General features: G+C 74.0%; 14 protein-coding genes. 4 read left to right on the top strand and 10 right to left on the bottom strand.

The features are described from left to right. Nucleotide 1: 1 nt before the first annotated feature. From BLV39_RS35170 to BLV39_RS35130, 9 genes are all read right to left on the bottom strand, one after another. Nucleotides 2–1,849 carry a type II secretion system F family protein gene (locus BLV39_RS35170; protein ID WP_090801890.1) on the bottom strand — a complete coding sequence of 616 codons (1,848 nt, stop codon included), beginning with the start codon at nt 1,847–1,849 and terminating at the stop codon, nt 2–4. Continuing rightward, nucleotides 1,843–3,192 carry a TadA family conjugal transfer-associated ATPase gene (locus BLV39_RS35165; protein WP_090802860.1) on the bottom strand — a complete coding sequence of 450 codons (1,350 nt, stop codon included), beginning with the start codon at nt 3,190–3,192 and terminating at the stop codon, nt 1,843–1,845. The genes BLV39_RS35170 and BLV39_RS35165 overlap by 7 nt, the downstream gene beginning before the upstream one ends. Next, complete coding sequence (locus BLV39_RS35160) at nt 3,189–4,340, bottom strand: CpaE/TadZ family protein (protein WP_090801887.1); 1,152 nt, start codon at nt 4,338–4,340, stop codon at nt 3,189–3,191. The genes BLV39_RS35165 and BLV39_RS35160 overlap by 4 nt, the downstream gene beginning before the upstream one ends. A 1-nt stretch (nt 4,341) precedes the next feature. Further along, entirely contained in the window at nt 4,342–5,127 is a 786-nt protein-coding gene (locus tag BLV39_RS35155) for an RcpC/CpaB family pilus assembly protein (protein WP_090801884.1), read from the bottom strand. A 19-nt stretch (nt 5,128–5,146) separates the two neighbouring features. Then, nucleotides 5,147–6,172, bottom strand: coding sequence for a pilus assembly protein TadG-related protein (locus tag BLV39_RS35150; RefSeq protein WP_090801881.1), 1,026 nt, complete (start codon nt 6,170–6,172; stop codon nt 5,147–5,149). After that, nucleotides 6,163–6,618: a TadE/TadG family type IV pilus assembly protein gene (locus BLV39_RS35145; RefSeq protein ID WP_204082691.1), complete on the bottom strand. Its 456-nt coding sequence runs from the start codon at nt 6,616–6,618 to the stop codon at nt 6,163–6,165. Before BLV39_RS35145 ends, BLV39_RS35150 begins: the two co-directional genes overlap by 10 nt. Beyond that, a complete protein-coding gene (locus BLV39_RS35140; protein WP_089251905.1) occupies nt 6,597–6,800 on the bottom strand; it encodes a Flp family type IVb pilin in 204 nt (67 codons plus the stop codon). The genes BLV39_RS35145 and BLV39_RS35140 overlap by 22 nt, the downstream gene beginning before the upstream one ends. A gap of 169 nt (nt 6,801–6,969) precedes the next feature. Further along, a complete protein-coding gene (locus tag BLV39_RS35135) occupies nt 6,970–7,755 on the bottom strand; it encodes a prepilin peptidase (RefSeq protein WP_373315243.1) in 786 nt (261 codons plus the stop codon). Next, nucleotides 7,752–8,837 carry a nucleoside/nucleotide kinase family protein gene (locus BLV39_RS35130; protein ID WP_090801878.1) on the bottom strand — a complete coding sequence of 362 codons (1,086 nt, stop codon included), beginning with the start codon at nt 8,835–8,837 and terminating at the stop codon, nt 7,752–7,754. The genes BLV39_RS35135 and BLV39_RS35130 overlap by 4 nt, the downstream gene beginning before the upstream one ends. A gap of 77 nt (nt 8,838–8,914) precedes the next feature. Here BLV39_RS35130 and BLV39_RS35125 point away from each other — a divergent pair, with 77 nt between their 5' ends. After that, on the top strand, nt 8,915–9,343 hold the full coding sequence (locus BLV39_RS35125; RefSeq protein ID WP_090801875.1) for a hypothetical protein: 429 nt from the start codon (nt 8,915–8,917) through the stop codon (nt 9,341–9,343). Here the strand turns inward: BLV39_RS35125 and BLV39_RS35120 are convergent. Beyond that, complete coding sequence (locus BLV39_RS35120; RefSeq protein WP_090801873.1) at nt 9,340–10,140, bottom strand: AfsR/SARP family transcriptional regulator; 801 nt, start codon at nt 10,138–10,140, stop codon at nt 9,340–9,342. The genes BLV39_RS35125 and BLV39_RS35120 overlap by 4 nt on opposite strands. 185 nt (nt 10,141–10,325) lie before the next feature. Between BLV39_RS35120 and BLV39_RS35115 the strand changes: the two genes are divergently transcribed. From BLV39_RS35115 to BLV39_RS35105, 3 genes are read left to right on the top strand one after another with little or no spacing between them, the layout of a single operon-like run. After that, the gene (locus BLV39_RS35115; RefSeq protein WP_176985237.1) at nt 10,326–11,504 is read left to right on the top strand and encodes a class I adenylate-forming enzyme family protein; all 1,179 of its coding nucleotides are present in this window, start codon (nt 10,326–10,328) and stop codon (nt 11,502–11,504) included. Beyond that, nucleotides 11,501–13,198 carry an acetyl-CoA carboxylase carboxyltransferase subunit alpha/beta gene (gene accA, locus BLV39_RS35110; protein ID WP_090801867.1) on the top strand — a complete coding sequence of 566 codons (1,698 nt, stop codon included), beginning with the start codon at nt 11,501–11,503 and terminating at the stop codon, nt 13,196–13,198. Before BLV39_RS35115 ends, accA begins: the two co-directional genes overlap by 4 nt. A 5-nt stretch (nt 13,199–13,203) precedes the next feature. Continuing rightward, the gene (locus BLV39_RS35105) at nt 13,204–13,704 is read left to right on the top strand and encodes an acetyl-CoA carboxylase biotin carboxyl carrier protein (protein ID WP_143050021.1); all 501 of its coding nucleotides are present in this window, start codon (nt 13,204–13,206) and stop codon (nt 13,702–13,704) included. Nucleotides 13,705–13,706 lie beyond the last annotated feature (2 nt).

Genomic DNA, 13,706 nt, shown 5'->3' with positions numbered 1-13,706 from the left:
CTCAGACCTCGACCTTCAGCCAGCGGGACATCCAGAACGCGCCCAGCACCATCAGCAGACCCGCCGCCACGAGCATGACCAGGCCCGCTGTCGTGGTCCAGAGCACGCTCAGGTAGTCCCGGCTGACCAGGAACATCCAGGCGCCGATCGCGACGGGCAGACCCAGCAGGAGGTACGCGGAGAGCCGCCCCTCGGCCGACAACGCCCGCACGTGCCGGCGCAGCCGGGCCCGCTCCCGGATCGTGTCCACCGTGGTCTCCAGCGTCTCCGCGAGGTTGCCGCCGGTCTCGTGCTGGATCCGGATCGCGATGACCGCCCAGGCCAGGTCCTGGTTGCCGGCCCGCTCGGCGGCCCGGTCCAGCGAGTCCGCCAGGTCGGCGCCCAGCCGCACCTCGGCCATCGCGCGGCCGAGCTCGACCGCCAGCGGCCCGGGTGGGGCGTCGCGCACGACCGCGTCCAGCGACTGGGTCAGCGAGAATCCCGAGCGCAGCGAGCTCACGATCAGCGCGAGGGCGTCGGGCAACTGGTCGGCGAACGACTGCCGGCGACGGCGCTCGCGGATCCGGGGATAGAGCGCCGTCAACAGCGCGCCGAGCAGGCCGCCCAGCACGATGCCCAGCGCACCGGCCAGGGGTCCGAGCACGGCGACGCCGACGGCCACGGCGGCCAGCCGGAGCTTCCAACCCTGCCCCAGCACCGGACGGGCGTCGTCGGGCTTCTGCGCCTGGCCGGTCGTCCGGCCCACCCGGCCGGACAGGTTCGACACGGTGCCGGCGAAGCCGGCGGCGGACATGACCGGCACGCCGCCGCCCTGGCCGGCCAGGCGGAAGCGTTGGACCTGGTCGAGGCGGCGCTGCCGGCGGGTGCCGCCCGCGCCGAAGACCACGAGCAGCAGCGCCACCAGCAGCACGGCGAAGACCAGGACGCCGAGCACGCCGGTGCCCAGCCGGGGCATCAGCAGACGAGGGCCGCCGTCGGCTGCGGCTTCGACGTCCGTGGGGGCGGGGGCCGGGCCGAACCGGACCTTGACGTCGGCGGTGCGCCGGGCGGCGCCGGTGCCGGTGCTGACCCGCAGCGACGCCGCGGCACCGGCGAGCTCGGCGGGCACCGCCACGGTGATGGTGAACAGCGCCGGCAGCGTGGCGGCCGACCGGAGCGTGGCGGCCAGTGTGCCGGCGGTCGCGGACCGGGCATCGCCACCGGTGGCGGCGGCGAGCTCGCGCAGGCCGGCGCCGGCCGCGCCGAGGGTGACCACGTCGAGGCGCTGGCCGGCCCGGGTGAGGGCGTTCGCGGCGCCGGGATCGGACGCACCGGTCGCGGCCTCGGCGTCGACCAGTAGCAGCCGTCGCTCGCCGGCCTTGGGTGCCAGTGCCGCCGCGGTGCGCAGCGCGGTCAGCGGACCGGGGCCGGCCTCGGCCCGCAGGCGGTCGAGGCCGGCCCGGAAGGCGGCCCGGTCCCGGGTCGGCGACACCGTCACGACGGCCGGGTCGGTCGCGGCGACGAGCCCAAGCGCGACGTCGTCCGGAACGCTGCCGGCGAGCGCGGCCACCGCGGATCGGGCGGCGCCCAGAGTTTCCGGACCGGCGTCGACCACGACGGTCAGGGTCCGGGCCGGCGCGGCACCGGCCGCGACGCCGGCCCGGACGGTGGCGGGCAGCGCGTAGCCGTCGCGGGAGACCGTGACGGCCGGGGACCGCCCGCCCGGTAGCGCTGCCACGAGCCGCACCTGTCCCGGGCGCACGTCGGCTACCGAGACGGCCAGGGCACCGTCCGCGTATGCCGCAGGGCCGGTCAGCAGGCTCACCGCGAGCCCGGCGGCGACCGCGGCCAGCACCCGCCGGGTCACCACGGTGGGCTCTCGAAAAGCCCCGCCGGCAGCGGGATTCCGCTGTCCGCGAGGGTGTCCAGGAACTTGGGCCGCAGGCCGGTCCAGCGCAGCGTCCCGCGATGCCGGCCGTGCTCGTCGAGGCCGGCCCGGTGGTCGAAGACGAACAGGTCCTGCAACGTGACGACCTCGCCCTCCATGCCGATCACCTCGGAGACGTGGGTGACCCGGCGCGAGCCGTCCCGCAGACGGTCCTGGTGCAGGATCAGGTCGACGGCGGAGGCGAGCTGCTCGCGGATCGCCCGCACCGGCAGGTCCAGGCCCGCCATCATGGCCATCGTCTCGAGCCGGGCGATCGAGTCCCGCGGCGCGTTGGCGTGCACCGTGGTCAGCGAACCGTTGTGGCCGGTGTTCATCGCCTGGAGCAGGTCGAGCGCGGCGCCGTCGCGAACCTCGCCGATCACGATCCGGTCCGGCCGCATCCGCAGCGAGTTGCGCACGAGGTCCCGGATGGTGATCTCGCCCCGGCCCTCGATGTTGGGCGGGCGGGCCTCCAGGCGCAGCACGTGGTCCTGGCGGAGCTGGAGCTCGGCGGCGTCCTCGATGGTGACGATCCGCTCGTTGGGTGGGATGAAGCCGGACAGCACGTTGAGGGTCGTCGTCTTGCCGGACCCCGTGCCGCCGCTGATCACGATGTCCAGGCGGCCGCGCACGCAGGCGTACAGAAGCTGGGCCACCTCCTGGGTGACAGTGCCGAAGCCGATCAGGTCGTCCACCGTGAACGCCTCGCGGGCGAACTTGCGGATGGTCAGCATCGAGCCGTCCAGGGCGATCGGCGGCAGCACGACGTTGACCCGGCTGCCGTCGGGCAGGCGGGCGTCGACCATCGGGCTCGCCTCGTCGACCCGCCGGCCCACCCGCCAGACGATCCGGTCGATGACCCGGCGGAGGTGGTCCTCGTCGACGAACGTGGCGTCGACCTGATGGATCTGCCCGAACCGCTCGACGAAGATCCGGTTCGGACCGTTCACCATGATCTCGGTGATGTCCGGGTCGCGCAGCAGCGGTTCGACGGGGCCGTGGCCGAGGATCTCGTCGATCAGCTCGGCGGCGACCCGGGCCGGGTCGGCGACCGCCAAGGGCGAGTCGTCCCGGGCCAGCACGTCGTTGATGGTCTCCCGGACCTTCTGCTCCAACGCCTGGTCGCCGGTGCGCTGGTCGTAGAGCTGCGGTCCGAGGATGGCCAGCAGCTCACGGTGCACCCGCACGCGCAGAGCAGCCGCCGAGCCCACGCCCGCCCGGGTCGGCCACGCGCCGCTGTCGCCACCGGCGTAGTGCCGCTGGGAGAGTCGATCCGTCAGGCTCATCGGCCGGCCCGGTGCCACCGGCGGCCACGGGCGCCCGCACGCTGGGCGATCTGGCCGGCTGCCAGGTCACGGATCGCCTTGCTGACCGGATGGCCGGGTTTCTCGACCACGATCGGCGTGCCGCGGTTGATCGAGATCGGCACGTCCCGGCTGGACGGGATCTGTGCGGTCGTGCGGGCCTGGAGCACGCGTTCGATGTCGGCGCCGGAGAGCCCCACCTTGGCATCGCTGCGGTTGAGCACGATCAGCCGGTTGTCCTTGGCGAGCCCGAGCAGGTCGAGCATGTCCATCGCGATCCGCAGGTTCTTCAGCGCCGGCACGTCGGGCGTCGCGACGAGGACGTGGACGTCGGTGACGTCGAGCGCGGCCAGGACACCCTCGGTGAAGTGCGCCGGCGTGTCGATGACCACGTAGTCGGCCATCGTGCGGACCGCCGCCAGCACCGCGACCACGAGATCCCGGTCGATCCGCTCGGCCTCGGTCGGCCCGACCGGTGCGAGCAGCACGTCCACCCCCGGCGCGTACGACGTCAGCAGGGCACGGATCAATCCCGCGTCGATCCGCTCCCGCGAGGCGACGGCGTCGGCGATGCCCCGGTCGGGCGAGAGCTGGAGCATGATCCCGACGTCGCCGAACGCGAGGTCGAGGTCGACCAGGCAGACCCGCCGCCGCCCGCCCTCGGCCAGGCTCACGGCGAGGTTGGTGGCCAGGGTGGACTTGCCGCAGCCGCCCTTGGCGGAGAAGACGGTGACGATCTTCGCCTCCCCCTGCGGCGTGGCCGCCGGAGCGCCGGTCAACTGCCGGGACACCTCGAGCGACCGGGTGCACGCGGTCCGCACGGCGGTGGAGTCGTGGGCGTCGACGGCCTCCCGCACGCCGGCCCGCAGCGCCTGCGACATCGTCTCCAGGTCCAGGCGTTCCCGGAGCAGGACCACCCCGAGGGCCGGGCGCACCAGCCGCTGCTGCGCGGCGACCTCCAGCGCGACCGAGGCGGGCGCGCCCGGGCCGACGACGACCAGCGGCTCCGTGGCCCCGTCGACCAGCAGGCGTCGCAGGTCGGCGACCTCGCCGACGGTGTGCACGCTCGCGCCGAGCAACGCCGCCAGGTGCGCCGACCACTGCCGGTTCGGTTCGAAGAGGATGGTCATCTCATCCCGCCTTCCCGAAGAGGGTCCCGTTGTCGACCCCGCGGTCGGGGCTGACGTCGGAGGAGTCGCCGAGCAGGCCGACGTTGAGCAGTCCGCCCAGGGCCGTGGCGTGCGCCAGGATCTCGGCCTGCCGCTGGTCGAGTGCGAAGGTCATCGCGACGTCGCCGGTGCTGGCGGTGGCCGGCAGCGGCGCGTCACCGACGGCGTCCTCCGCCGCGACGCCGACGGAGATCACCTCGATGTCGGTCATCAGCACGCGGGTGACGCTGTTGGTGGTGCGGCCGCGCTCGAGCCCGCTGCCGGACACGTCGTCGATCTTGTCTGCCTCCAGGGGCGTGTACGTGTAGAAGATCGCGACCCGGGTGCCGGCCTGTACGGAGCCGGGGCCGAACACGGCCGACTTGACCTTGGCGGAGATCGCGAGCTTGCCGTCGGGGATGGCCATTCCGGAGCGGTCGACCGCTGTGCCGAACATGGTCCGCAGCACGAGCTGTCCACGCTGGACGGTGGCCGTGGTGACCAGCGCGTCCAGGTCCGGCTCGACCGCGGTCAGGGTGTCCTCGGGCAACGTCTCGATCGGCATCCGGGTCTGTCTCAGATAGCCACCGGCCCGCAGCGCACGGCCGTTGGTGCCGGCCGGGATCTGTTTCTCGGCGATCAGCACGGTGCGCGCCTGTTTGCCGGCGACGGCACGGGAGTCCGCCGACCGGACGTACAGCAGCACGGCGCCGGCCCCGGCCGCGGCCAGGACGACGGCGGCGAGCACCGCGATGATGCGTCGGTTCATCAGTGGTCTTTCCCCTCGGTCAACCGATGAGTGCGGTGATCTGTGCGCCGAGGTTCGGTCCGCCGACCGTTCCCCCGCCGGGCACCTGCGCCCGCGTGAAATACCCGGACACGCAGTCGCCCGCGCCGCAGCCGGCCGGCGTCCGCGGCGAGCGCGAGCCGGGCAGCCGCCAGCCGGTGACCACGAAGGCCGCGACGCCCAGGACGGTGTACGCGAACCCGCCGTCACCGGCGTCGGTGACGGCGGTGAAGATCGGCACGGCCACGGCCTGCCCGGGCGTCAACGCCTCCAGGACGTCCCGGCAGCCGGCGGGCAGCTCGGTGACCCGGAACGCCGTGGTGGTCGACACGGGCGTGCGGCACGTCGCGTCGGCGCCGGCCACCCAGCGGAAGCCGCCCGCGCCCGCACTGCCGGCGCCGCCCCGGCCACAGGCCGCCGGGTCCGTCTCCGGATAGAGACGGACGGTCCGCTCCCCGGTCGGAAAGGCGCGCCCACGGCCGGTCATCGCGGCCCAGTCACAGGCGGAGACGGTCAGCGCGAGGGTCCGCGCCGCCCGCGGCGGTCCCCAGGTGACGCGGGCGCAGGCGGTGACCGCCGCACCGTCGTAGTCGTCGACCACCGCCTGCGCGAACACCGGCGGCAGCAGCGTCGAGCCGTCCGGCCGCAGGATGCTGGTGCGCACCTCGGCGTAGACGCCGGTCTCGGGCGCGGGGCGGGCGCAGGCGCTCGGTGTCGGGCACGCGCTCAGCCCGCCACCGCGGCCGCACACCGACGCGGTCGCCTCGCCGTCGGCCACGTTCTCCCGGGCGTACGCGGCCGCGGTGGCGACGGTGCCCGGTGCGCCGCAGGCGACGGCGCTGGTCGCGCAGACCCGGGCCACCTCGACGGCGGCCGCGTCGGCGCCGGTCTGTAGCTGCTTGCGCTCGACGTAGATCAGTCCGATGTCGATGACCAGCGCGCACATGCCCAACGCGACACCGGTGCCGAAGAGCACGGCGACGATGGCGCCGACGGCACCCCGGTCGCGTGGGCGTCTCACGAGCACGGCATGACTCCGCGGCCGGTCAGCTCGATGGTGCCGTCCGGTCCGTCGGCGCCGAGCACGCTCGCGATCGCGCCCATCGGCGTCACGAACGTGAACGGGTAGGTGACGGTCACCTCCGCCGTCCTTCCACCGCCGCCGCCGCCGGAGATCGGGCAGACGACGGCCGCGACGCGGGCATCGGCGCCGGCGATCTCGCGAATACGGGCGTGGGGCCGGTCGCCGAACGAGGCGATCCGGGCGCCCTGTTGAGCGGCTTCCGTGGCATTCATCTGGGCGTTGAGCATCCGTCCGAAGTCGACGATCCCGAATATCAGCAACAACAGAATCGGGAAGACGAGGGCCGCCTCGACGGCCGCCGCACCGCGGTCGGTCAGGGAACCGACGGTGCCCGCCCGTGGGCGGCCGGCCGAGGCCTGACCTGGGCCTACGGGGTCGCGACGCGGCACGTGTCGGTGGGTGCGACGCCCTTGCACGCCTTGTCGAACGTCCGCGCGATGGACGGGCCGAAGACGGCGAGCACCACGATCAGCGCCGTGACGATAAAACCCAGGATCAACGCGTACTCGGTCGCGCTCGCGCCACGATCACGATTGCGGCGCTCGGCGAACCGCTTGATCTTCTCGATCATGAGACAGGACTCCAAGAAGTGTCGGGGACACGGGTGGGGAACGCACATGAGTCTCATTCGGGAAGAGATCACTGTCATTCAGTCGCCGGTCGATATCCGGACTGGATGATCGCTGAGGGTGGCTACACGGCCACGACACGATCGAACGAGGGGAAGTGTGACCGGTCGGCTACCGGAGGGCGACCAACGTGACAACTGACAGCGCCGCCGCCAGCATCGCCGGGCCGAACGGCGCCGCCGAGCGACGATCGGTCCGGCCGCTGACCAGCAGACCGATCACCAGCGGCAGGTTGACCACGGGCGCGAACACAACCCCGGCGACCACCGCCGGCCAGCCGAACCACCCCAGGTAGAGGCCGAGCGCGGCGCCCAGCTTGACGTCGCCGAAGCCGATCTGCCCACGAAGGACCAGGGCGACCAGGCCGTAGCCGGCCCCGCAGGCAGCGGCGGCGGCCAACGCCCGCAACAGGCCGTGACCGGCGCCGTCGAGCACCGCCGCCAGGCCGAGCAGGGCCAGTCCGCCGCCGAACAACAGGCCGACCAGCGGGTCGGGCAGCCGCAGCACCAACAGGTCGACGGCGGCCAGCGGCACCGCGAGCGCCCCGAGCAGCAGGACGGCCGGCAGCACGGCGGTCGGCCCGACGGCAGCGGCCGGCACCGCGCAGACCAGGGCCGTCACGGGCACCAACAGCCAGCGGCCCGGCACCGGCGCGCGGCCGCAGGCCGGGCACCGACCCGCCGCCCGCCACCAGCGCGGCCGGTCGGCACCGCAGTGCGGACAGCTCCGCCGCCAGGCCGGCGCCTGCGGCTGTTCTTCTGGCCAGACCACCGCGAACCGGGCGATCAACCCGGGCAGCACCGCGCCCCAGCACGCACCGAGCGTCCCGGCGACGAGCACCAACGGCAGCGACACGGGCGCATCGTAGTCATCGACGACCGCGAAACCCAGGGTCACCAGCCCGCGCGGATCTCCTCGGCGACGTCCGCGACCGTGCGGTGGTCGGTGTCGACGCACAGGTCGCCGATGCCCGACCGGTCCAGGGCCGCGGCCTCGGCGGCCGCTCGGGCCGGCACGTCGCGCAGGAGCGCCGCGGGTTTGCCGGTCAGCTCGTCACCGGCCAGACCCCAGGTCGCTCCCTCGCCCCGGCCGCGCGCCATGATCCGCGACGCGAGCTCGTCCGGTGAGGCGCGCAGCCGGCACACCGTGACGGTCGCTTCGGGCAGCGCGGCCCGGTAGGGCGCGACCTCCTCGACGTGGCCGGCCACGACCATCCGGCGGGCGCCCCGCTCGCGGTAGGTCTGCCACATCGCGGCGAGGTTGGCCGCCTTGAGGCCATGGTTGCCATCGGACGACGGCCGGACGAACCCGATCTGCCGCAGGTCCGCGAACGCCGTCCGCACCCCGGCCCGCATCAGCTCCTGATAGATCCGCCACCCGACGGTCGAGGTGCCGACCGCGGTCGGCCCGCACAGCAGCAGGAGCTCCCCCGGGCCGCCCACGGGTGGCGGCCAGGAAGCGGCGGCCGGTTCCGGAGCCGGCAGGTGCGCGCACACCAGGCGCACGACCTCGGCGACATCGAGACCGGTGGTGTCGACGCAGGGTCCGGGCAGGCGATCAAGTTCCGCGGCGTACGCCAGTGTCTCGTCGACCCGGTCCATCGGTCTCCGGCGTGCGGCCAGTCGCCGCCGCAGCTCGGCCGGTTCGGCACGCAGCCGGCACGGGACCACCGTGCCGTTCGACAGCGGCAGCGCACCACGCGCGGCGTCGACCACGCCCGGCACGACGACGCACCGCGCCCCGGCCGCGACGAAGTTCGCCACCACCGCGTCGAGGTTGCGCGCCTTCATCAGGTGCCGCCCCGGGTCCGACGCGGGCTCGGGCGCCCACTCGTGCGACGTGGCCGCCGCGTAGCACATCCCGAGCTGGTCGATGTCGACGAAGCCGACCGGCTCGGGGAGCTCGTTGAACAGCTCCCAGCCCACCGTGGTCTTCCCGACGCCAGGAGGCCCGTAGAGCCACAGCACCGGCATACCCATCGACTGATTATGGTCAGCGCCCCGGACCGGGTCGACCGATATGCCGCCGCCCCCCATCGGCGGTAGATTCCGCTCTCGTGACTACGGAGGCGGATCTTGACTGGGCCGCACAGCGCCAGCGCGCGCTCGACGCCCATGCCCGCGCGCAGGCGGACCGGCGGGCGCGCGAGGCGGAGCGGGCCGCCGAGCTGATCGGGGAGTTCGTCCGCGACGCGGCCGGGCGCGGGATCGCGCCGGTGGCTTTGACCGCGGCCGCCCATCGCGGCAGCGCCCGCTACCGCACGGGGCTGCACGGCTGGTACCTCGACCGGCATCGGAGCCTGGGCGTCGACACCGGGGGCCGGTTCTACCTGCTCAACGTGCCGAACTCCACCCGGGCGCGACTGACCGGAGTGACCCTCGAGCCCCAGCCGGCCCCACTGGTCATCGGGCGCGGCGGCCGCGACGGCGAGTCGATCCCGCTCGACGTCCTGCTCCGCCGCCGCCTCGCGGAACCAGTGGGCTAGATCGCCGCGTAGGCGTGGTGGTCCAGGGCCGGGTCGGCGGTCAGGATGGCGTGCTGGAGGCGCTGGACCCGCTGTGACGGTTCGAGGCCCAGGTCGTCCTGGAGCGTGCCGCGCAGGCGGTGGAAGGCCTCCAGCGCGTCGGTGCGCCGGCCCGCCCGGTAGAGCGCGACCATGTACTGCGCCTGGAGGTCCTCGTTGAGCGGGTGCCGGGAGGCCAGCCAACCCAGGTCGCCGAGCACCGCCTGGTGTCGGTCGAGCCGCAGGTCCGCCTCGATCCGCTGGCGCCAGAGGCTCAGCCGGCGCTCTTCCAGGCGCTGCACCTCCGCCTGGAGGACCGGGCCGAGCCGCACGTCGACCAGCGCTCCGCCCTTCCAGAGGCCGAGCGCCTCGGCGAGCAGCCGCGCTCCCTCGACGTCGTCGCCCTGGCCGAGCGCGGCCCGGCCGGCGGCGGCCAGCCGCTCGTACTCGTGCAGGTCCAGCTCGCCGGGGCCGACGTTGAGCCGGTAGCCACCGGACGTGGTCACCAGGATCTCGCTGGCGAGCTGGTCGGGGCCGACGGACAGGGCGGTCACCAGCATCCGGCGGGTCTTGAGGATGTAGGTCTGGAGCGTGGTCTGCGCGCTGGCCGGCGGCTCGTCGCCCCACAGCTCGACGATCAGTGTCTCGACCGGCACGACCAGGTTCGCGTGCAGCAGGAGCAGGGCCAGCACCTTGCGTGGCTTCGGTGCGGTGAGCTGATCCGGCGGGCCGGCAGGTGTGGCCCTCACCAGCAGCGGACCAAGAACGTGGTACTTCATCGCGCCCCCGTATGACCGTCGCTGTGAAGAACCTTAAAGCTCTTAGACGACATGAGTAACCTTTTCGGTCTGATCGTACGATTGCGACAGAGGCTTTTTCGCCTCCAGCGACATTCCAGGCGGGCTCAAGTGGACAACTGCGACCGTCGGAGGGCCGTAAGACAGCCGGCCCGAAGGAGCCCTCCGTGTCCGAAACTGAGTCCACTCAGTCGCTGGATGGGCTGTTGCGGCGGGCGGCGACGATCGCACCCGAGCAGGCCGCCATCCGGTACGGCACCCGGGCGCTGACCTACCGCGAGCTCGACGCTGCCGTGGACGGGTTCGCCGCGGCCCTGCGCGGCCTGCGGCCCACCACCGTCGTGGGCGTCACGGCCGCCCTGCACCCCGCCTTCCCGATCGCCTACTTCGGCGCCGTGCGCGCCGGACACGTGTGCGCGGTCGTGGATCCCGCCCTGACCGAGGACGCGCTCGACGACCTGGTCGGGCGGGCCGGCATCGCGCTTCTCGTGGCCACCGCCGGCATGGCCGACCAGCTTCGCCGGATCCGGGTGGAGCGCGACGAACTGGACGTGGCCTACCTGGACCAGCCGGGCCACCACCGCGCCCAGACCGTGGCCGCCCTCGTCCGCAAGCACGCGGCGCGCGCCCGCCCGCTGCCGCCCGCGGACCCCGACACGGTCGCCTGCCTGCGGCGCGCCGCCGACGGCGCGATCGTCCCGCTGACCCACCGCAACCTCACGGTCGGCGCCGCCCAGGCGGCCCAGGCCTACGGTTTCGGCCCCGGCTCGACTGTGGTCAACCAGCTCCCCACGTACGAGCAGGTGTACCTGAACGCGGCGGTACACGCGGCCGCGACCCAGGTGCTCTGCGCGGACCCGGACCCGGCGGGCGGCGTCACGTTGGCCGCGCGGGAGGCGGCGACCCACTACTGCGGACTGCCCGCACCGCTGGCCCGGCTGGCCGCCGACCCCCGGTCGACGCACCCGCGCACGCCGACGGTGCGGGCCGTGCTGTCCAGTGGTGCCACGCTCGCCCCGTCCGCCGCCAGCCGGCTCGCCCTGCGCGTCGGCGCACCGCTGGTGCAGTGGTACGGCCCGGCCGGCGGCCCGCTGACCCACTGCGACCGGCTCGACCGCCAGACGGCGGGCTCGGTGGGGCACCCGGTGGATAGCACCGACTGTTGCGTCCTCGACCTCGACGGGCGGCGCCCCGCCCCGCCGGGAAAGCCCGGCCTCGTCCGTGTTCGCGGACCGCAGGTGGCCACCGCCATCGCCGACGCGGACGGCTGGCTGCACACCGGCGACGTCGGCTATCTCGATGACGAGGGCACCTTGTTCCTGGTCGACACGGGGGTGACCGGATGAGCGCGCGACCGGACTGGGCGCTGTGCCGGCACTGCCGGGCCGTCGTCTACGCCAAGCGGTTGGCCCGCAACCACGGCGTCTGCCCACAGTGCGGCGGCTGTTTCCCGCTGACCGCGCAGGAGTGGCTCGACCTGCTCGCCGACCGGGACTCGCTGCGCCCGCTGGACTGTGAGGTCGCGTCCGCGGACCCGCTGGGCTTCACCGACGGCGTGCCGTACGCCGACCGCCTGGCGCAGGCCCGCGCGGCCACCGGCATGCCGGAGGCGGTGCTCTGCGCCCGGCTGTCCATCGGCGACACACCGGCGATCGTCGCCGCGATGGACTTCCGGTTCATGGGCGGCAGCCTCAGCGGCGCGGTCGGCGAGCTCATCACGCGGGCCGCCGAGACCGCGCTCGCCGAGCGCCTGCCCCTGATCACGGTGACCGCGTCCGGCGGTGTGCGGATGCAGGAGGGCGTGGTCGGGCTGATGCAGATGGCCAAGACCGCGCAGGCCATGCAGCAGCTCGACGAGGCCGGCCTGATCACCGTCTGCGTGATCACCGACCCGACCTACGGTGGCGTGGCGGCGTCGTACGCGATGCTCGGCGACATCGTCATCGCCGAGCCCGGCGCGCGGTTCGGCTTCGCCGGCCCCCGGGTGATCGCGCAGACCATCAAGCAGGAGCTGCCGCCGGGGTTCCAGACGGCCGAGTTCCTGCTGGAGCGCGGCTTCGTCGACCTGGTGTCGCCGCGGTCGGCGCTGCGCGAGCGGCTGGGCCGGATCCTGTCGGTCGGTGGCCGGCGAGACACCGCCGCCAACGTCTGCCCGGTCGAGCAGGTGGTGATCCGCGAGCCCGACCAGGTCGCCGAACAGGACGCCTGGGACGCGGTGCGTCGCGCCCGGCACATCGGCCGACCGACCACATCGGACTACTTCCGCCTGATCCTCGACGACTTCGAGGAGCTGCACGGCGACCGGGTCGGCGGCGACTGCCCGGCGATCATCGGCGGGGTGGGCCGGATCGGCCGCGACTCCGTCGTCGTGATCGGCCACGAGAAGGGGCACACTCCCGCCGACCTGGCCGCGCACAACTTCGGGATGCCCAACCCGGCCGGCTACCGCAAGGCCGCCCGGCTGATGCGGCTGGCCGCCAAGTGGGGGCTGCCGGTGGTGACGCTCGTGGACACGCCCGGCGCGTACCCGGGGGTGGACGCCGAGCTGCAGGGGCAGGCCACCGTGATCGCGGAGACGTTGCGCCTGATGGGCGCCCTGCCGGTCCCGCTGGTCACGGTGGTCACCGGCGAGGGCTGCAGCGGCGGCGCGCTCGCCATCGCGGTCGCCGACCGGGTCCTGATCATGGAGAACGCGATCTACACGGTGATCAGCCCGGAGGGTTGCGCCGCCATCCTCTGGAAGGACTCCTCCGCCGCGCCCACCGCCGCCCGCGCGCTGCGGGTCGACGCCCGCTCCCTGCTCTCCCTCGGCGTCGTCGACGGCGTGGTGCCGGAACCTGCGGGCGGCGCCGAGGCCGACCAGGCCGCCGCCGCGGCGCTGGTCCGGGCCGCGATCCGGGCCGAGCTCAGTGACCTCGCCTCGCGCGACCCCGGGCGCCTGGTCGCCGAGCGGCGCGCGCGGTTCCGCCGGTTCGGCGCCGGTCCCGGTTACGCCCCGCAGAGCGCCGCCGCACTCTCGCACCCTGGAGGAGCACAGTGACGTCCTTGATCGAACCAGCGCCGACCGACAGTCCGGCCCCGCTCGCGGAGGCGTTGGACGAGGTCCGCCGCAGCGCCCAGTCGCTCCTCGCCGACCTGGGCCACCGGCCCCGCGCGCTGCGGATCCGGGCCGGCGACGTGGTCGTCGAGATGGAGTGGACCGTCCAGGAGGCGGCGGCCGGACCCGCCGCCCCCGCACCGGCCACCACCACCGCCGTCGTGCCGGTAGAAGTCCCGGCCGACGAGCCCGCTCTGCCGCCCGGCGTCGGGGTGTGCGCGCCGATCGTCGGCACCTTCTACCGGGCGCCGGAGCCCGGTGCCACGCCCTTCGTGGCCGAAGGGGACCAGGTTCGCCGGGGCCAGCAGGTCGGCATCGTCGAGGCGATGAAGCTGATGATCCCGGTCGAGTCCGACGCCGAGGGCCGGATCGTGGCGCTGCACGTCGCGGACGGCGCGGCGGTCGAGTTCGGCGAACGGCTCCTGACCATCGATCCCCAGGCCGGTTAGGA

The organism is Asanoa ishikariensis, from assembly GCF_900107455.1.
Lineage (GTDB): Bacteria > Actinomycetota > Actinomycetes > Mycobacteriales > Micromonosporaceae > Asanoa > Asanoa ishikariensis.
The sequence above is the reverse complement of the archived record's forward strand: the minus strand, read 5'-3'. Positions and strand labels throughout refer to the sequence as shown.

Coding starts and splice junctions, on each gene's coding strand:
- BLV39_RS35140 (WP_089251905.1), bottom strand. CDS start 6,800: ATGATCGAGAAGATCAAGCGGTTCGCCGAGCGCCGCAATCGTGATCGT.
- BLV39_RS35160 (WP_090801887.1), bottom strand. CDS start 4,340: ATGACCATCCTCTTCGAACCGAACCGGCAGTGGTCGGCGCACCTGGCG.
- BLV39_RS35165 (WP_090802860.1), bottom strand. CDS start 3,192: ATGAGCCTGACGGATCGACTCTCCCAGCGGCACTACGCCGGTGGCGAC.
- BLV39_RS35155 (WP_090801884.1), bottom strand. CDS start 5,127: ATGAACCGACGCATCATCGCGGTGCTCGCCGCCGTCGTCCTGGCCGCG.
- accA (WP_090801867.1), top strand. CDS start 11,501: ATGAGCGCGCGACCGGACTGGGCGCTGTGCCGGCACTGCCGGGCCGTC.
- BLV39_RS35130 (WP_090801878.1), bottom strand. CDS start 8,837: ATGGGTATGCCGGTGCTGTGGCTCTACGGGCCTCCTGGCGTCGGGAAG.
- BLV39_RS35120 (WP_090801873.1), bottom strand. CDS start 10,140: ATGAAGTACCACGTTCTTGGTCCGCTGCTGGTGAGGGCCACACCTGCC.